The sequence below is a fragment of the Pedobacter sp. NEAU-ZC8 genome (assembly GCF_059278965.1).
Genome location: NZ_JCAJXC010000016.1, coordinates 1 through 19,815 on the forward strand (window position 1 = coordinate 1; position 19,815 = coordinate 19,815).

A 19,815-nucleotide genomic window follows, 5' to 3' on the forward strand; every position below is an offset into this window, starting at 1 on the left:
CACTGTAAATTACTTTCGTTTCATTGACTAATGCAATACGCTTATTAAGTTGTTCTTTAACTTCAATAAGCTTTTCATAGTTGATCAACCATTTTCTCTTTAATATGAACTCAAGCTCATTACTCAATTCATTGACAAATAAACTTGATAAGGAATAGTAAGGCTCGTCAATTGGGATTTTATATTTCAAAGTTGAAATATTTGTTTTGATATTTGCCTTAAGTTCCTGAAAATTTTTATCAATTTTTAATTCACTAATTCTATTATTATTATTATTGATTGTATTCTTTGTTTTTTCAAGGCTTTCTGATGATTTATTATATTCAGACTTTAATCGATCATATACTTTTTCAATTTTATTTTTTAATGTTGTATATTCTTCCCCTAAAACAATTTCCTTTAATGACTCGTTTATAGTTTCCCATTCGTTTGCGTTTGAGAATTGTTGTGCGGCATCTGTATTAAAGAAATTAAATTGGTTAAATGACTTGTAAGTTTGATTACCCTGCTCATTTTCGCGCCTATTGTACCATTTTATACCTCTTTCTTTATATTTTTTTGTATTATGAATATATTCATCAGGGATGTCATCATTCAATATTGCAGTAATCGAATTAGCTTTTTCTAGCTTACCTTTGTTTCTTTGTGTATCTCCAGTAAGAATTAATTCTACAGACTCTAAAACACTTGTCTTACCAACACCATTTGACCCTGTAAATAGGTTTACTGAACCAAAATCAAAATCTCTCTTTTCTTTTGGAAATTTTCTATACGAGTCCTTTAGGCTTATGCCTTTGATTTTACTAATAATGGGTATATGGTCCAAGGTTTTAGCTATCCTGTCCTTAATAACTGGTGATGATTCCGACAGAAAGTTTTTCACGATTCCTTCTATAGAAGCTGTTGTATACAATTCTTGTAAACCAACAGTATTTAATTGATTCTTCCATTCAGAAACAATATCGGGTAAAGGTGCTTGGTGAGACTTCTCTAATTCAAAATAATCAATATATTCAGAATCTGTAAAAACTAGTTTACGAGCATATTTATCATCTTTTAAAATTTGTATTTTCAGCTCATCGGACATAGAACTGTTTACAAAAAGTAAATAGATATTCCATTGAAGTGTTTCTTCTTGATTGTAAAACTCGTCAGCTAAATATTTATATTGTAATTCCTCGAAATAATGTTCCGTAATTTCTTTTTCAAAACTTAAAAAGTATATACCAGCAGTTTTATTATTAATTGGGTAGTTAGCTTTGAAAAAATTGTCGTTTAATTTTTCTAGACCACGAGGAAATATGTTTTGTGATTGTTCAATTATTTGTTGAATATTCATAAATTCTTAAACTATTGAATTATTGCTAGTTGGAGTTTTAGTTATTGCCCCTGCATTAGGGTTTGACTTTTTGAATATCGTATTACCTTTTTTATAAAACACTACTATTGTGTCCTTTCCGGGAGATTCTTTGTCGAATAATCTTTGTATTTCATCATATGCTTTCTCAGCTACATTATCTGAAACAGCACTCCCTACATAACAAACTGTTGCTTTCTCTAAACTTCCCTCACTGTTTACTACATTATATTTATAATTAAATGCCTGCGCATCATTTGCATAAGCTAATAAGATATTTTTATCTTTTAAATGCCTTATACAATGAGGGAAGTTTACAGAGTTGGGTAAAATGTTTTGATCTAATTCAAATATGCTGTTGCAATTAAATTGTCTAACATTTTCACTATTGGGATAGGTGTCCTCTAGATAAGTTAATCTGTTATTACATTCATCTAATTCAGTTAAAGTAAAGCTGTTTAGAGATATTACGGCTGACCAATTGTGTTTGTCTTTTGACTTTACTTTACCTGTAGATATATTTAGTAATCTTTCCTTATCAATAATAGATTTATCTGGACTTAAAAAATAGGTATTTTGTATACCTCTTTGTTGTAATACTGAAATATGGTTATCATCAATTTCATCAATTTCTATCAAAGCTAAGGTGTCATCAAGACGATATATATATTCAACTTTCGGACCTTCTCTTCTTTGTTGAGCATCTTGACCCTTGTCTATGCTTACTGGTTTGTTGAAAATTTTGAAAAGTTCTATTTGTCCATTAAGTATATAAACTCTTTTTGAACGTAGAATCTGCAAAAAATATAATCCTTTTTTATGATTATTTATAATCTGGTTTGCAGAATGGTCTAAATCTTCGTTAGATGTTTTGAAATAAATGGCGCTTCTAGGTGAAGTAGTTTCTTCATACAATTTTTTATTGTTAATAAAAGAGGTATTAATTCCCCAATTTAAAGTTATTAACTCTCTTTTTTCTTTTTCTAAAGCAAACTTTTTAAAAGCAATAAAATCAGGATGAGATGGGAAGGGGTTATATTGTAAACTTAGAATTAAATAAGGTGAATCAATCCATCTATGATTAATGACAAGATTATCGTAATAAGTAGCATTAAAATTTATAGCTTCAGAACAAATAAATGACATTAATCGAATTGAGTTATTATCATTCTTAAGTATATATAGATCATTACCTTCAATTAGATTATCGGCTTCTAATGTGCTAGATCTTAATCCTCCCATATGACGCGTTTTAAACTGAATTAAAATTATCAACTTTTCAACGCCGTCATGTATCCCCCTGAAAATATAGTATAATGGATCGACGTATTTTTTATCAGAATTAGAATAACAATCTTCAAAATAGATATGAAGTTTGTTATTTTCTATATCTCTAAAACATCTCAACTCTTCTTTGCTTAGAGATTCACCACCTAGAACCCAAAGCTTCTTTTGTGAAGGTTGTAAGGCTGGATTCGCTATAATTTCATCAATAACTAATTTAGGGCAAGAGTACTCAGGTGATAATACTAGAGAAATGTTTTCATCTTTTGCTTTTGATAAAACATTAATAAACTTAATCCTGGCTTCCTCTTGATTATTATTACCGATTCTGCTATTATCCGCAAAGAACACACCTTTATGTTGATAGAGATATGAACTATATCGTTGTGTGTCTCTTTCCAAGACTTCTAGTTCGGTTGTTATATCTAAGGTTGATATATCTATGAAATTCATTAATGAGGCGTTGATGATAGTTATAGATTGTTGTAGAAATTGAAGATCTAAATATAGTTGGTTGTTTGTAAAGTTAGAGCACTTTTTGTAAAACTGACAGTGAAAAAAAAAAAGCCTTGCAATCTATTGATTTACAAGGCTTATTTCTACTAGTGTGATCCCGCTGGGATTCGAACCCAGGACCACTACATTAAAAGTGTAATGCTCTACCAGCTGAGCTACGGAATCAAAGTTCTTTTGAACTTTACTCTAAACGTCTCCGTTTTAAAGTGATGCAAATATAAGGACGTTATACATATCCTGCAACTAAATCTTCCTCATAACCGCTATAAAGCTGATTTTTAGGAAGATTATTTTCAAAGCAACCTTTTTCAACCATCATTCACAACAGTTTTAAACCCAAATTCTATAAAATTAACTGAAATATTCATCCTTTAAATCGTTATCCGCATCTTTGTTCAAAGGAAAATATGAAAAATAAAGCAATCTTTTTAGACAGAGACGGAGTCCTGAACCATGAAATGAACGATTATATCTGCAGGGTGGAGGACTTCAAAGTACTGGAATACCAAATTCCCGCATTGAAGAAGTTCTACGATGAAGGCTATATGCTGATCATCATCACCAACCAAGGGGGAATAGCATTACAACGATACACCGAAGAAGAACTTGCAGAAATGCACCGTTTGCTATATGCTAAATATGAAGAACAAGGTGCAAAGTTCACGCATGCTTATTACTGCAAACACCATCCGTCCGTCTCAGGTGACTGCAACTGTCGTAAACCAAAATCGGGCATGTTGCTTGAAGCGATAGAAACGTACAACATTGACCCAAAACTCTCCGTGATGATTGGAGATAAGCCTCGCGATGTTGAAGCTGCTCATGGAGCAGGGGTAAAGGGGATTCTGATTGCGCCAGACGAAGTGATCAACTATGATCGCGTGAAAGCCATGCTGGATAGCTAAACGATACAACTAGAAGATATAACTAAACTTAAAGGCCGCTTTATACTTAAAGGTATGAAGCGGCCTTTTTATTGTAAACAAATTTAAGAGGCAAGCGAAGTGCTGCAACCCAAACCATCTATTAGAAAGATTTTTTGAGGGGATTGCTAGGAGCTTGATAGGGCTTTGCTACGTCTCCACACGTACGAAGTACGTAGCAAGCACCTAGCAAGTACCTATTAACGACGTACCAACACAAAGCTCATCTGCAAACAATTTGCGATCACTTCATCACCTGTCTGAACAAATCCTTCAAGTGATCAATTTCTTCTTTGTGGTTCGTTTTTTTCCGGATTCCGAAGTAGAGGGTATTCTTCAGGCGTTTGTCACCTTCCCAGATCAGTTGGATCAGCCCAGATCTGATCTCGTTCATACAAAGGAAATCGGGGATCACCGCCAGCCCGGGTCCGGCACTTAAGCAGCGTACAATAGAATTGAGATTTGGAACAATGTAATTTGGTCTGAAATCAGGCTGTTTGCCAAAGTTCAGGTTCCAGAAGTGGAACAAGTGTTCCATGTCGCCAGTGGTGCCATACCATTTCTGCTGCTTCAACCAGGATTCTAACTGTTCCTTGTCTTTGTTCTTGTGTGCAACTTTAAATTCCTGCAGGTCCACATCCTTTCCACCGACCAGCACGATGTTCTCCGAAGAAAATGCCTCATGTTCAATATTCGTAGATACGCCTTTCTTCGGCGTAATGATCAAATCCAGGATGCCCTTGTCAAGCTTAGTCAGCATCTCTGGATAATCACCAAAACTGATGATCAGGTTAAAGGGCAGGGTAGAGACATACTGCTCCAGCGTAATCTGGAAAGTCTCGAAACACATCCCCACGCTGATCGTGGGCGTATGTTTCTCGGTCGAGCGCTGATAGTTCTGTTCTATCTCTTCCAGCTTAGCCAGCGGTTCGGTTAGCGCATTATAAAGCACTTTGCCTTGTTCCGTGGGGATCATCTTACGACCGGTTCGATCAAACAGCTTGTGTCCCACATAAGACTCCAGCGAACTTAAATGTAAACTTACACCCGGTTGTGAAATGAAAAGCGCTTTTGCCGCACCGGTCAGCGTTCCAGTTTTATAGATCGCCTTGAACGTACGATACCACTCCAGATTTACCATAATTGATTTGTTTTAGAAAGAATCCGCTTTGATGATCACCTACAACGGACATCAGAATTCTAATACAAAGCTATGAATTAAGTTATTTTTATAATCATGTACTGTGCCGGACATTTGTATCAGAAAATAAAAACGATTATGAAACACATACTAATCATTAACGCAGGACAACAATTCGCACACTCAGGCGGCCGCTACAATGAAACTGTAACCACACATACCAAAGCCTTCTTCGAAAGGTTCGATGACGTAGAGATCAAAGTCACCCATATTGACAAAGGCTATGATCCCGAAGAGGAAGTTCAAAAATTCGTCTGGGCCGATTACATCATCTATCATACCCCGATGTGGTGGTTCCAGGTGCCAAATGGTTTCAAGAAATATATTGATGTAGTATTTACCGTGGGCCACAAGAATGGCATCTACCATAGTGACGGTCGCTCAAGCAAAAATCCGGAAATCAACTATGGAACAGGAGGGATGTTGCAAGGCAGAAAGTACATGGTCACTTCGAGCTGGAATGCACCTAAAACCGCATTTACACTTCCAGGAGAGTTTTTCAAAGAGACCTCGGTTGATGACGGGCCGCTATTTGGCTTCCACCGCATGAACGCCTTTGCGGCACTGGAGAAACTGGAAAGCTTCCACTTTCATGACGTGGAAAAGAATGCTGACCTGGAAAGGGACATGCAGACTTACGAGCAGCATCTCGAAAAAGTCTTCGCCCCGGAATTGGAACTAAGCCTTAGCAAATAAAAAAAGCCTCTTTTGATGATCAAAAGAGGCTTTATATTTTAAATACGTTTTTGCTTGTCTGTTTTCCTACTTTGAAAATTAAAAATGGGCAAGCAACTTCTATCGCACCGCTACAACTTTCTACCCTTGCTTCGTTCCCGCCCTGGGGGAGTTCAAAAGGAGCTGATCGTAGAAGACTTGCCCACTGCAAATGTAAGAAAAGACTCCATTTCCGGAAAACTATTTTTGCAAATTCTCATGGATTTCTCCGGAATATTTAGTAAGCTATTGATATTAAGCCCCTTGAATTTAAAATATTTTTAACAAATGCCGTTTTTGTAGATCAAATCTGCTAGAAAGGGGCGCAAAATCACAGTCCGTGTTAACACATTGATAATATCAAGCCTGATATTTTAACGATTTATCAATTTAAAGGGTTTAAATTTTCTTACTATTAAGCACTTCATAAAAATAATGCATTAATGGCAATTGCTCCGCCATTTTATTAACTTAGTGTTCCTAATACACTAATCCTTATACAAATGCAGAAAGAAACCACCGGTCTATACGACCAGCGATTTGAGCACGATGCCTGCGGTATTGGCTTTGTCGCGCATGTGAAGGGAAGGAAGTCGCAGAAGATCGTTTCTGATGCCATTACCATCCTTGAAAACCTGGACCACAGAGGTGCATGCGGCGCAGAGATCAATACCGGAGATGGCGCAGGAATTATGATCCAGATTCCTCATGAGTTCCTTTATGATGAATGCCTGAAAAGCGGCTTCAGCCTAAATGCCTCTGGCGATTATGGCGTGGGTATGCTGTTCCTGCCCAAAGACATTAAAGCTCGCGAAGAATGCCGTGAAGTCATTTATCGCGCTGCAGAAAAACTAAACCTTGAAATCCTGGGCTTCCGTAAGGTGCTTACCGATACCACCGGCATCGGTGAAATGGCGCTTTCTGTGGAACCTGAAATGGAACAGGTCTTCGTTGCACGCCCGTACGCGATTAAACCAGGTGCTGATTTTGAACGTAAACTTTACGTCTTCAAGAACTACCTCGCAAAAACCATTAACAATACGGTAAAAGGCATTGGCTCCGATTTTTACATCGCATCCTTTTCGTCCAGAACCATCGTATATAAAGGTCAGCTGACTTCATTACAGCTTCGATCATATTTTACGGAGTTAAGTGATAAACGTGTGGTATCCGCTTTTGGATTGATCCACTCACGTTTCGCAACTAATACTTTCCCGTCTTGGCGACTGGCCCAACCTTTCCGCTACATCGCCCACAATGGCGAGATCAACACGCTTCAGGGTAACCTGAACTGGCTGCGTGCAAGTGTAAAATCTTTCGCATCCAGCTACTTTACTGCAGAAGAGCTGAACATCTTGCTACCGGTAATTGATGAAACGCAGTCCGATTCCGGCTGTCTGGATAATATCGTTGAGTTACTTTTACACTCCGGCAGATCCTTACCGCATGTATTAATGATGCTGATTCCTGAAGCTTGGGACGGCAACAAAGATATGGACGAGCTTAAACAGGCTTTCTACAAGTTCCACGCAACCTTGATGGAGCCATGGGATGGTCCTGCAGCAATTGCATTCACTGATGGAAACCTGATCGGTGCAACACTCGACCGTAACGGACTTCGCCCTTCAAGATATGCGATCACCAACGATGACATGGTGATCATGGCTTCGGAAGCAGGTGCTTTGGCACTTGATCAAAGCAGGATCATTGAAAAAGGTCGCCTGACGCCAGGAAAAATGTTCGTGGTAGACATGGAACAGGGTCGAATTATCAGCGATGTGGAGATCAAAACCCAGGTTTGCAGCCGCAGGCCTTATGCCGACTGGCTCAACCAGTACCAGATCCGCCTGGAAGAACTTCCGGAACCACGTGTGGTGTTCAGCGGCCTTTCCGAAGAATCTATTTTCAGATACCAACAAGTATTTGGTTACAGCCGTGAGGATGTTGACCTGATCTTAAAGCCAATGGCACTGGAAGCTAAAGAGCCAATTGGTTCTATGGGAACAGATATCCCGCTGGCGGTCTTATCTCAAAAACCACAACACCTGTCTTCATACTTTAAGCAGTTATTTGCACAGGTGACTAATCCGCCGATCGATCCGATCCGCGAGAAGGTGGTAATGAGTCTTGCGGGCTTTATGGGTAATAACGGGAACCTTCTGGAAGAAAGTGCCATGCAGTGCCACTGTGTAGGCATCAAACACCCGATTCTGACCAACCGCGAATTAGAAAAACTTAGAAGTATCGATACCGGGGTGTTCCAGTCTAAAACCTTGCAGACTTATTTCCGTGCAAGTGCAGAACCTGGTGCTTTAGAAAAAGCGATTGAACGTTTATGCCGCTACGCGGTAGATGCTGTAGAGGATGGCTTCCGCGTGATCGTACTTTCTGACCGTGCCCTGGACTCTGAACACGCCGCAATTCCATCTTTACTCGCCGTTTCTGCAGTACACCACCACTTGATCCGCAAAGGATATCGTGGAGCAGTAGGATTGGTTGTGGAAGCCGGTGATGTTTGGGAAGTACATCACTTCTCTTGTCTGATCGGCTTCGGTGCCACAGCGGTTAACCCGTACCTGGCCTTGGAAACCATCCGTACCTTTGAAAAAGAATCCGGCGTTAAAGCGGATAAGTTGATCGACAACTACATCTACGCCGTAAACAGCGGATTGTTGAAGATCTTCTCTAAAATGGGTATCTCGACCTTGCAGTCGTACCATGGTGCACAGATCTTCGAGATCCTTGGTTTAAACAATAAAGTTGTAGACCGTTATTTCACTGGTGCCGTATCACGCATCGGTGGATTAGGCCTGGATGAGATCGCACGTGAATCCTTGATCAAACACATCCGGATCTTCGGAAAAGCCACGCGTCCGGACACCATTTTGCCAACTGGCGGGAATTACAAATGGCGCCGTAAAGGGGAGCAGCACTTGTTCAACCCACAGACGATCCACTTATTACAAAACTCCACCAGGAGAAAAGATTACAACTTATACAAGCAATATGCGAAGCTGGTCAATGAGCAAACCAGTCAGGCATTTACCATAAGAGGACTTTTCGAGTTCAACTACAAACGTCCTGCGGTGCCATTGGAAGAGGTAGAACCGATCGAAAGCATCATGAAGCGCTTTGCAACAGGTGCGATGTCCTTCGGATCGATCTCCCATGAGGCACACTCAACACTTGCCATTGCCATGAACCGCATCGGCGGAAAAAGCAATACCGGTGAAGGGGGTGAAGATGAGCTGCGCTACGAACTACTTCCAAATGGAGATTCCATGCGCTCGGCCATCAAACAGATTGCTTCCGCACGATTTGGGGTAACCAGCAACTACCTGACCAATGCAGATGAGCTGCAGATTAAAATGGCGCAGGGTGCAAAACCTGGCGAAGGCGGACAGCTGCCAGGTCATAAAGTTGATGACTGGATCGCAAAGGTTCGTCACGCGACACCTGGTGTGGGTCTGATCTCGCCACCGCCACACCACGATATTTACTCCATCGAGGATCTTGCACAGCTGATCTTTGACCTTAAAAACGCCAACCGCGCAGCAAGGATCAACGTGAAGCTGGTATCTAAAGCTGGTGTAGGCACCATCGCTGCAGGTGTGGCAAAAGCACATGCAGACGTGATCCTGGTATCAGGCTTTGATGGAGGTACTGGCGCATCGCCTTTGACTTCCATACAGCACGCTGGATTGCCTTGGGAACTTGGACTGGCAGAAGCACACCAAACCCTGGTAAAAAACCGCCTGAGAAGCCGCGTGGTACTTCAGACAGACGGACAGCTGAAAACTGGTCGTGACATCGCCATCGCTACCTTATTAGGTGCGGAGGAGTGGGGTGTAGCAACTGCTGCACTGGTAACCGCTGGATGTATCATGATGCGTAAATGTCACCTGAATACTTGTCCAGTGGGCGTTGCTACACAAGATCCTGATCTAAGGAAACTATTTACTGGGGAGCCGGATCATGTGGTGAACCTATTCCACTTCCTTGCGGAAGAATTAAGAGAAACGATGGCTGAACTTGGCTTCCGTACCGTGAATGAAATGGTTGGTCAGGCAGATTGCCTGAGCGTTCGCCAGATCCCGCAGGAAGAATGGAAACTGAAAAACCTTGACCTCTCTGCAATCTTGTTCAAAGCACCGGATAATGGTTTGACTTTGTACAACTCAGAAACACAGGATCATGGATTGGCCAATGTGCTTGACCACGAATTGATCAAAGCAGCACAACCTGCCATCGAGTTTAAAGAGCCGGTTTTCCGGTCTTTCGATATCAAGAATACCGACCGTGCATTGGGTACCATGCTTTCTAACGAGATTTCGAAGAAGTACCAGTCGCAAGGACTACCGGCAGACACCATCAACTTCAAGTTTACGGGCTCTGCAGGACAAAGCTTTGGCGCATTTGCGACAAGAGGTTTATCGCTTGAGCTGGAAGGTGAAGCGAATGACTATGTGGGTAAAGGTCTTTCCGGTGCCAAGCTGGTAATCTATCCGTTCCAGGAGGTGCAGTATGTTCCGGAAAAGAACATCATCCTTGGAAACGTGGCGCTTTATGGTGCGACTTCAGGAGAGCTGTTCGCACGCGGCCAGGCTGGAGAACGGTTTGCCGTAAGGAACTCTGGCGCGACAGCAGTCGTTGAAGGTGTAGGCGACCATGGTTGTGAGTACATGACTGGTGGAGAAGTCCTGATCATCGGACAAACCGGTAGCAACTTCGCTGCAGGTATGAGCGGTGGTGTGGCTTGGGTGTACGATACCAAGGGTGATTTCAGAAGCAAGTGCAACCAGGAGATGGTGGATCTTGATCCCCTGGATCAGCTGGATGAACTGCGCATCACGGAGTTGTTGAATAAACATATCCGTTTAACCAACAGCCGCTTAGCGGAATTCATCTTAAGTGACTGGCCAACACAATCGGCACACTTCATCAAGGTATTCCCTAAAGAATACAAGGCAATATTAATGAACAAGACTAAAGTTAAAGTTTCCTGATATGGGCAAAGTAACCGGATTTTTAGAATATGAGCGTACCGCTCCAGTGAAGCAGGATCCAAGATCCCGTATCGACCACTATAATGAATTTGTACAGCAACGTGAAGCGGAAAACCTGAACCATGAAGCTGCACGTTGTATGGACTGTGGCGTGCCCTTCTGTATGTCGGGCTGCCCACTAGGCAACGTCATCCCAGAATTTAATGATGCTGTATATAAAGGGGAATGGGAGTTAGCTTCCAATATTCTTCTAAGTACCAACAACTTCCCGGAATTTACCGGTAGGATTTGTCCGGCGCCATGTGAGTCGGCCTGTGTACTTGGTATCAATAAATCACCGGTCTCTATTGAAGAGATCGAGAAGCATATCATCGAGATTGCTTTCGCAAAAGGCTTCATTAAAGCAGAACCGCCACTGATCAGAACCGGCAAAAAGGTTGCGGTAATTGGATCGGGTCCGGCTGGATTGGCCGCGGCAGCACAGCTGAACAAGGCTGGTCATGAGGTGACGGTTTTTGAACGCGATGATACGCCCGGTGGTTTATTGAACTACGGCATCCCGGATTTCAAACTGCAAAAGGATGTGGTACGTCGCAGGATCAACCTGATGGAGAAAGAAGGGGTCATCTTTAAATGCAACGCAAATGTTGGCCAGAATGTAGAGATCAGCACCTTGTTGCGCGAATATCAGTCCATCGTACTTGCAGGTGGATCCACCATTCCACGTGATCTGCCGATTAAAGGACGTGAAGCTAAAGGCATCCATTTCGCAATGGATTTTCTGAAGCAACAGAATAAGAAAGTGCGGAACTTCCCGATCAATGGCGAGGCGATCTCTGCCATGGGCAAAGACGTGATCGTGATCGGTGGCGGCGATACCGGTTCAGACTGTATCGGAACCTCGAACCGTCAGGGTGCGAAATCGGTGATGCAGTTTGAGATTATGCCGATGCCACCGGAGAAACGTACGCCAAACATGCCATGGCCAACGTACCCAATGTTGCTAAAAGTGACTTCTTCGCATGAAGAGGGTTGTCAGCGTGCCTGGGGCATCAACAGTAAGGAGTTCATCATGGATGAAGCCGGACAGTTGAAAGGCTTGAGGGTCGTTGAGGTAGAATGGGAAATGGATGCAAACGGCAGAGCATTGCACTTTAAAGAGGTTTCTGGTACCGAACGTGAGCTGCCTTGTCAGCTGGTGCTTTTAGCCATGGGCTTTTTACACCCGCAGAAAGAAGGTTTACTGGAGAAGCTTGGGGTGGATCTGGATAACCGCGGCAACGTAAAGGCAGATGAAGGTAAATATCAAACCAGCATTCCAAAGATCTTCACCGCAGGGGATATGAGAAGAGGCCAGTCGCTTGTCGTATGGGCCATCTCTGAAGGTCGCGAGGCTGCCCGCAAGGTTGATGAATACCTGATGGATTATAGTAAATTACCCACCAAAGATGGCATTCCCTATGCCTAATTAGTATGAACTCAGCGCAGGTCTTAAACCTGTGCTGAGTTGTTATTTAGCCTAAGCTTGGCAAAGAAGTCCCATAGGACGATTCCTGCAGAAATTACAATATTGAAAGAGTGTTTCGTGCCGAATTGCGGGATTTCAATACAACCGTCAATCTGAGCCATTACTTCCTCACTAACGCCATTCACTTCATTTCCGAAGATCAATGCGTATTTAGCATCTTGTGCCGGTTGAAAGGTATTCAGCATCGTGCTGCCTTTGGCTTGCTCGATGGCAATGATCTGGTAGCCTTCAGCCCTCAGCGCAGAAATGGCATCCAGGGTATCATCGACATGTACCCAGTCTACCGATTCCGTAGCACCTAAAGCCGTTTTCTCAATCTCGCGATGTGGAGGGCGGGCGGTGATGCCGCAGAGGTAAAGCTTTTCAATAGAAAAACCATCCGCGGTGCGGAATACAGAGCCTACATTATGCATGCTACGCACATTATCGAGCACCACAACGACAGGCAATTTCTCCTGTTCCTTGAAAGCTTCTACGCTGACGCGGTTCAGATCATCTAGTTTTAGTTTTTGCATGGCCGCAAAGGTAATTAAATCTTCCTTGCGCCATCTCCGATTTCAGAGATGTAGACAGCAGCTTCATAACCTACACGTTCTACATAGTAGGCATTAAGTTTCGCCGTAAAGTCTTCTTCATAGCCTTTTTCGAGCAATGCGATGGCACAGCCGCCGAAGCCGGCACCGGTCATTCTTGCACCAATAACGTTCGGGTATTCCTGGCAAAACTCCACAATGGTATCCAGCTCTTTTCCGGAAACTTCATATAGCTCCTTTAGCGATTGGTGTGAAGCATACATTAAACGGCCAAAGGTTTCCAGATCCTGCTCGTTTAAAGCTTTGGAAGCAAAGTTCACCCGGTCATTTTCGGTGACAACATGTGTCGCACGGTTCAGGATTACCGGATCGGTGATCAGGTGTTTATGTAAAGCGAACTTTTCAGCGGTAAGCTCGCATAGGTTATGTAAGGTAATTTCCTGGTTCAAGGCTTGTAGGGCTTGATTACATTCTTCTACACGCTCGTTGTATTTGGATTCTTCCAGTTTTCTCGACTTATTGGTGTTGATGATCGCAAGCTTATAGTTGCCCAGCTGGCAGTCGACCATAATGTGTTTCAAGGTATCGCAGTTTAGCAGGATGGCATGATCTTTCTCGCCGAAAGCAACTGCAAACTGATCCATAATGCCGGAGTTAACCCCGATAAACTCGTTCTCTACCTTCTGGCCCATTTGCACAAGCTCCAGGCGGCTATAACCCAGATCAAGGAAATCATTTAGGGCAAAGGCCGTCAGCACTTCTATCGAAGCTGAAGAGGATAGGCCTGAACTCACGGGAATGTTGCCATGGAACAGAAAATCGAAGCCCGAAATCTTTTTACCTTCTAAAGTAAGCTGGTTGATTACGCCAAGCGGATAGTTGAACCAGGCATTGCTATCTTTCTGGTAGCTGGAACTCACTGCTATGGTGTGGCTGTCCGGGAGATTAAGACTCTTGAAGCGGAAAACGTTATCCTCATTTGGTGCTATACACAAGGTTGTGCCCAGCGTGATGGCTGCAGGCAAAACAAGGCCGCCATTGTAGTCAATATGTTCGCCGATCAGGTTTACCCTTCCCGGTGTAAAGTAAGTGGCTGCAGGTTCTTTTTGGTAGAGTTCCGTAAACTGTTGGATTAACGCTTCTTTCATGGATGATCTTTTTTAGCGAAGATACAATTATGTATCAAACCACGATACTGAAAAAGTGTTTAGCTAAAAGGTAAATGGCACCCTACGTACTTGCAGGCAGGATAACGGTAAAGGTACTGCCTTCAGATTCCTTACTTTGCACCTGGATCTCGCCGGCATGCTTCTGCACGAACTCCTTACAAAGTACCAGTCCTAGTCCTGTTCCCGTCTCATTATTCGTACCAGGAGTGGCCGTTTTGGTGTCTGCACGGAACAGGCGGCTGAGGATCTTTTCGTTCATGCCCACGCCATAGTCGATCACGGAAACGGTAACCTGTCTGCTGCCATCTGCCGCAACAGATTGTCCGGAAAGGACTTCGATCTTTCCGAAGTTCGGGGTGAATTTGATCGCATTGGAGATGAGGTTCCGGAAAATGGTGTTGATCATATCTTCATCCCCTTCAATGTCCAGATCAGGATCTGTCTGGTTGATGACCTGAATATCCTTTTGCGCGGCCATGATCTTAAGCAGGCTGATGTTTGCGTCTACAACTTCAGAAACATTCAGCCGCTGAGGTTTGAAGCTGATATTGCCTGTCTGACTTCTGGACCACAGCAATACGTTCTCCAGCAACTTTCCAGTGGTAAACAGGCTGGTCTGCAGCAGTTGGTACATCCGTTTACGTTCTGCTTCATCTTCGTCGAAAAAACCTTCCTGGAGGAGCTCCGTAAGGGCCAGGGTGGAGGAGATTGGCCCACGCAGGTCATGCGCCAGAATGGAAAAGAACTTATCCTTGGTCTGGTTCACTTCCTGTAGCTCCCTGGAAGACTCCAGTAGTGCCTTATAATTTTCTTCGAGCTCTTTTTTCTGCGATTTGATCAACCGGCGCTGTTTATAGGCACGTATGTTGCCGCGCCACTGTATCGTAGATAGGCCCAGGCAGATGACCAAGGTGATTAATCCGACGGAAAGATTGGAAAGCAATATGGAGGTATCCTGTTGCGTCTGCGTCATTCCGAATCCAAATAGCAGGTAAATGATGCCCAGGTAGAGCATCAAACGCAGCGGCTGTATCATCAGGATCAATGAACAGACCACACAAATGATCAGAAAGCCAACGATGGAATTGGTGACTGCCTGATCATATATGGTACATATCGTACCCCAGAGTGCAACCACCAGCAGAATGACATGCGGTAAGTGCCTCGATAACTTTTTGTGTTCAGGTTTATAGTAGGCGATCAGGCTCAAGGCGAAAAGGACACTGCAGAGCGTGCCCACCACGAAGTTGAGGATGAGGATATGTTTCTTCCAGTCCACAAAAGACACGGCATGGGCATCATCACTGTGGGCATAGGTGAGGGAGAGCACCAATGCAATGGGTACACAAATCCCGCTGAGCATTAAAGACCGGATTAGGTTTACTTTCCTTACCTCTTTGGAGATGATAAGTTGTTCGAGCGGCGAGGTTTGGTATAGCTTCTTTAGATCTTCTTTTAGATTCCTCATTATGTTTGCATAACAAAAATAGAATTTAAAATGATATTTCCTAGCTGAAGCTAAGTTCTAGATCAAGTTATCATACTTGCCGGAAGCTTGCCATATTGTACCATCAGAATTCAGCCGCAACAAAGCAGGTTATTCTGTAATGATCAAGGCCCGGGTTTTGTTTTGGAAACGCAGAAATAGGAGGACCGAGGCAGTTAGCAACCCGAAGGTTAGTCCATACCAGATGCCATTGACACCCATGTTAAGCTTAATACCGAGTAGATAGCCCAATGGAATCCCGATGACCCAGTAAGCGACAAAGGTGATCAGCGTGGGAATGTTTACATCGCCGATGCCACGTAAGACCCCAAGGCCCACAACCTGTGTTCCATCGAAGAGCTGGAAGAAACCCGCAATGATCAACAGCTGCGCGGCAATCCCGATTACAGCAGTGTCTTCGGTATAAATGTAAGGCAGCAGGTTGTTAGCAAAAACGAACAGCAGCGCTGTGACGCTCATAAAAGCAATGACCACATGATAGCTGGCGATGGCAGATTTCCGGAGATCATCGAAAGCGGAACGGCCAAGGTTATTACCCGTTTTGATGGTTGCAGCAGAAGCAACCCCTGCAGCCATCATATAGGTTACTGCGGCAAGGTTGATCGCGACCTGGTGTGCGGCCTGCGGAACGCTGCCGATGGTGCCGATCAATATTGCCGCACCACTAAAGGCGCTGATCTCAAAAGAATACTGCAACGCTACCGGTGCACCGATCTTCACGATCTTTTTAAAGCGGCTAAGATCGATGAAGAACAATCTGAACTGCTGAAGGTACTTGCGGAAATGTGGGGATTTCATTACATAGTAAGACATGACCACCGCCATTATAGACCTGTCGATCAGTGTACTTAAACCAACACCCTTTACACCCATGGGCGCAATGCCGAACATGCCTTTTACGAAGATGATACCCAGAACGATGTTCAGGACATTTCCCCAGATGGAAATGAACATGGCCTGTTTGGTAAAGCCAAGGCCTTCTGCAAACTGCTTAAAGGTCTGGAAGATCATCAATGGAATGATGGAAAAACCAAGATAGCCCAGGTAAGGTTTAGCATAGGCAACCACGTCGGCCGACTGACCAATGTGATCGATGATGGAAAGGGTACCGAAATGAATGAAGATGTAAAGCAGGGTACCCGTGATCACGTTGATGATGAGGCTGCTGGACAACAGCTTTCCGCATTCGTCGTAATTTTTTGCGCCGTTCATTTTGGCAATTAGGGGGGTAAGCCCGTAAGAGATGCCAAGCCCAAGCACCAGGATCAGCATGAATATACTGTTCACCAAAGAGACCGCTGCAAGCTGAACCGTGCCGGCGAAATGCCCTACAATGATGCTGTCGGCCATGTTTACCATGGTGTGGCCCAGCTGGGAAACCACGATGGGCAGGGCAAGGATGAGGTTATCTTTATAAAAAGGTTTGTATCGGGCGTAGAAACTACTGAGCATGATCAAAAAATGATCTGCAAAGGTAGGTCTATTTGACGTTAAAAAAAGTAAAGTACTCTTCTTTTTCGGAAAGGTGCAGCTGGAGAATGCCCGAGGTAATCAGGCCGACCAATAGCTTCTGCGCTTTTTTATTGGAGATCCGGGTGAGCTTGGTAAATTGCTTTAATGTAATGCGTCCCTGTTCTTCCAGGTAGTTGAACAGCTTTTTCTCCAGCTCAGAATAGACGATCATTTTACCGGCCTGGCTTTGTTCTTCTTTGAGCATATCCAGCACGATCTTGCTGGCAAGCACGGTCTTGTCCTTTACCCGGTAATAGGCCCACCATTCTTTGTTGGCATCAAGGGCGTAGTGTGGCTTTAGATCACTCTGGCTTATGGTTACGGCGAGCACGAGCTTATGATTGATGTAGATTTCCTCAAACGCAGGTTCGATGGCGGGTTTGCAAAACTGGTGTGCCGCTTTATTGATCATGTAACGTTCTTCGTCTTCTGATTTAACACCCACAATGTTGCCATCGTCGGCGACGCCGATCAGCAGTACACCGCCCTGGTTGTTTGCAAAGGCAACAAGGCTTTTAGCAATCTTTTCTGCATTGGTGATGGTTTTCTTGAAATCAAGTGTGGTGCCTTCGCCCTGTAAAATAAGTTCCCTGATGTTCATCCTCAATAAATCATGTTCCAGCTCAATAGGCGACTACCGGCTTTTCTCCCATGTGGAGATTTCTAATATAAACTTCATTCATCACGGTTGCACATACCTCACCATGTTTGTTGGTAATCTCCATCGGGTAGGCCTTTACAAACTTGCCAACGGTTTTTAATGCTTCTGTTGCCTCTAACAGCATCTCATCGCTAATGGTGATGGTAAAGTAAAGGTGACTGCGTCCTGGTTTAAGGTACTGGATCGAGGCACTCTTAAGCCATACCCGGATCTTGAAACCTTCGCGGCGCAACAATTGGTCGAACAACAATGCATAGAACGGATCGGTAGCGGCATAAATTGTGCCTCCGAATATGGAACCGTTGAAATTGGTGTTCACCACGCTCTTGGCGATCTTCACATCTACACCCCGGAAGCCCTTATGAAATCTCCGTACCCAGATGCGCTGACACAACATGGGGGGATATAAACTCAAGGCCCATTTAAGGGTTCTTTCTGATACAATCATGAGCAATAAATATCTTAAAGTTTTACCATAAATCCACAGAATGTTTCATTACACGGAATTTTAAAACTTTTTGAATTCGAAATATGTTTTATAAGCAATTAAAACTATTCTATGAGAAAAATGATTTTAAGTCTTGCTGTTGCGGGTTCTATGATATTGGCCACATCAGCATGCAATTCGACCAAAAACCTGTCTGGTTCGTCAGATAGTACTGGTGCGGATTCAACTTCGATGAGTACCCCGTCGACAACCCCGATGGATACTACGACACAAACTGCGGATACCACTAGAACCACAACTCCGCCAGACAGTACTAAAACACTACCTCCAATGTAGTGAATACCTTATTTAAAAAGCCGGAACCTTGTTCTGGCTTTTTTTATGCCCCAAAATTTCTCCGCCAATTTCATGATTAAGCAGTGTCAGGTGAGTGTATTTTATAAGAATACAAAAATTTACAACTGGTTTAATTGGTACATTTGGATTTGCAATAAATATCATGTTCAGAGAAAACGTAGTTACAGCTTATCAAAAAATACAGGATGATATTTGCCAGGCTTTGGAGCAGGCAGATGGTTTGGGGAAGTTTGAAGAGGAGATTTGGGATCGGGAAGGTGGTGGCGGCGGCCGCACCAGGATCATGCAAAACGGCGCTGTTATTGAAAAAGGGGGTGTAAATTTCTCTGCCGTGTATGGCAAGCTGCCTGAAGCGGTAAAAAGATCCTTTAAGGTAGACAGTGACGAGTTTTTCGCAACCGGTGTTTCCATCGTGATGCATCCCTCAAATCCTTTTGTGCCGATCATCCACATGAACGTCCGGTATTTTGAGCTTGATGAGCAAACCAGATGGTTTGGCGGTGGTATTGACCTAACCCCACATTATGTGATTGATACCGACGCGCGGTATTTCCATCAAACCATGAAAAACACCTGTGACCGCTTTCACGTAGATTTTTATAACAAGTTTAAGCAGCAGGCTGACGATTACTTCTTTATTAAACACCGGGATGAAACACGAGGGGTGGGCGGGATCTTTTACGACCGTCTGCAACCTGCGAACACCGGCCTATCTTACGAGCAGATCTTCGAATTCTCGAAAGCCGTGGGGGAAAGTTTCGCACCGGTATACACCGAACTGATTGACAGAAACCGGGATACCGCTTTTAGCGAAGCTGAACAGGAATGGCAATACCTGAGAAGAAGCCGTTACGCGGAGTTCAATCTGGTGTATGACTCGGGTACCAAGTTCGGATTGGAAACGAACGGGCGGATCGAGTCGATCCTGATGAGCCTGCCACCGGTAACGAAATGGACCTACAATTTTAAACCTACAGAAAACAGCCCAGAGGCCTTTACTTCAACGCGTTTGAGAAAAGGTATTGATTGGGTTTAAATTTTCTCTTTAGTGCCCTTAAACGTTATAATTTTGTTAAATTCGCAGGGTTATTATAATACC

At 43.5% G+C, this 19,815-nt stretch carries 14 protein-coding genes, 1 tRNA gene and 1 other RNA gene; 5 read left to right on the forward strand and 11 right to left on the reverse strand.

The window, feature by feature from the left end; translation table 11 throughout:
* The 3 genes from AC5WJX_RS13245 to AC5WJX_RS13255 form a co-directional block, all read right to left on the reverse strand.
* The coding region (locus AC5WJX_RS13245) for an AAA family ATPase (protein ID WP_494484894.1) at positions 1 to 1,339 on the reverse strand (1,339 nt) is incomplete at its 3' end.
* Positions 1,340 to 1,345: 6 nt separating this feature from the next.
* A complete protein-coding gene (locus AC5WJX_RS13250) occupies positions 1,346 to 3,094 on the reverse strand; it encodes a hypothetical protein (protein WP_494484895.1) in 1,749 nt (582 codons plus the stop codon).
* 155 nt (positions 3,095 to 3,249) lie between these two features.
* Positions 3,250 to 3,322: transfer RNA gene (locus AC5WJX_RS13255), tRNA-Lys, on the reverse strand.
* Positions 3,323 to 3,564: 242 nt separating this feature from the next.
* Between AC5WJX_RS13255 and AC5WJX_RS13260 the strand changes: the two genes are divergently transcribed.
* Complete coding sequence (locus AC5WJX_RS13260; protein ID WP_494484896.1) at positions 3,565 to 4,062, forward strand: D-glycero-alpha-D-manno-heptose-1,7-bisphosphate 7-phosphatase; 498 nt, start codon at positions 3,565 to 3,567, stop codon at positions 4,060 to 4,062.
* 262 nt (positions 4,063 to 4,324) lie between these two features.
* Here AC5WJX_RS13260 and AC5WJX_RS13265 read toward each other — a convergent pair whose 3' ends face one another.
* Positions 4,325 to 5,221 (reverse strand): LysR family transcriptional regulator, encoded by an 897-nt coding sequence (locus AC5WJX_RS13265; RefSeq protein WP_494484897.1) that lies wholly within the window; start codon positions 5,219 to 5,221, stop codon positions 4,325 to 4,327.
* A gap of 138 nt (positions 5,222 to 5,359) precedes the next feature.
* On the opposite strand from AC5WJX_RS13265, the gene AC5WJX_RS13270 reads away from it, so the two are divergent.
* On the forward strand, positions 5,360 to 5,977 hold the full coding sequence (locus AC5WJX_RS13270; protein WP_494484898.1) for an NAD(P)H-dependent oxidoreductase: 618 nt from the start codon (positions 5,360 to 5,362) through the stop codon (positions 5,975 to 5,977).
* An 84-nt stretch (positions 5,978 to 6,061) separates the two neighbouring features.
* Here the strand turns inward: AC5WJX_RS13270 and ffs are convergent.
* Positions 6,062 to 6,160, reverse strand: an RNA gene (gene ffs / locus AC5WJX_RS13275) — signal recognition particle sRNA small type.
* Between the two features lie 338 nt (positions 6,161 to 6,498).
* Between ffs and gltB the strand changes: the two genes are divergently transcribed.
* Positions 6,499 to 11,001: a glutamate synthase large subunit gene (gene gltB / locus AC5WJX_RS13280; RefSeq protein WP_494484899.1), complete on the forward strand. Its 4,503-nt coding sequence runs from the start codon at positions 6,499 to 6,501 to the stop codon at positions 10,999 to 11,001.
* A 1-nt stretch (position 11,002) separates the two neighbouring features.
* Entirely contained in the window at positions 11,003 to 12,469 is a 1,467-nt protein-coding gene (locus AC5WJX_RS13285) for a glutamate synthase subunit beta (protein WP_494484900.1), read from the forward strand.
* 23 nt (positions 12,470 to 12,492) lie between these two features.
* Here AC5WJX_RS13285 and AC5WJX_RS13290 read toward each other — a convergent pair whose 3' ends face one another.
* The 6 genes from AC5WJX_RS13290 to AC5WJX_RS13315 form a co-directional block, all read right to left on the reverse strand.
* On the reverse strand, positions 12,493 to 13,044 hold the full coding sequence (locus AC5WJX_RS13290; protein ID WP_494484901.1) for an RNA methyltransferase: 552 nt from the start codon (positions 13,042 to 13,044) through the stop codon (positions 12,493 to 12,495).
* Positions 13,045 to 13,058: 14 nt separating this feature from the next.
* Positions 13,059 to 14,210 (reverse strand): galactokinase, encoded by a 1,152-nt coding sequence (locus tag AC5WJX_RS13295; RefSeq protein ID WP_494484902.1) that lies wholly within the window; start codon positions 14,208 to 14,210, stop codon positions 13,059 to 13,061.
* Positions 14,211 to 14,292: 82 nt separating this feature from the next.
* Positions 14,293 to 15,699, reverse strand: a complete 1,407-nt coding sequence (locus tag AC5WJX_RS13300) for a sensor histidine kinase (RefSeq protein ID WP_494484903.1) — start codon at positions 15,697 to 15,699, stop codon at positions 14,293 to 14,295.
* A gap of 129 nt (positions 15,700 to 15,828) precedes the next feature.
* Positions 15,829 to 17,190 (reverse strand): MATE family efflux transporter, encoded by a 1,362-nt coding sequence (locus AC5WJX_RS13305; protein WP_494484904.1) that lies wholly within the window; start codon positions 17,188 to 17,190, stop codon positions 15,829 to 15,831.
* Between the two features lie 28 nt (positions 17,191 to 17,218).
* Positions 17,219 to 17,851: an AlbA family DNA-binding domain-containing protein gene (locus AC5WJX_RS13310; protein WP_494484905.1), complete on the reverse strand. Its 633-nt coding sequence runs from the start codon at positions 17,849 to 17,851 to the stop codon at positions 17,219 to 17,221.
* Positions 17,852 to 17,873: 22 nt separating this feature from the next.
* Positions 17,874 to 18,359, reverse strand: a complete 486-nt coding sequence (locus AC5WJX_RS13315; protein WP_440429499.1) for a DUF4442 domain-containing protein — start codon at positions 18,357 to 18,359, stop codon at positions 17,874 to 17,876.
* A gap of 496 nt (positions 18,360 to 18,855) precedes the next feature.
* Between AC5WJX_RS13315 and hemF the strand changes: the two genes are divergently transcribed.
* Positions 18,856 to 19,752 carry an oxygen-dependent coproporphyrinogen oxidase gene (hemF, locus tag AC5WJX_RS13320; protein ID WP_494484966.1) on the forward strand — a complete coding sequence of 299 codons (897 nt, stop codon included), beginning with the start codon at positions 18,856 to 18,858 and terminating at the stop codon, positions 19,750 to 19,752.
* The last annotated feature ends 63 nt before the right edge of the window (positions 19,753 to 19,815 follow it).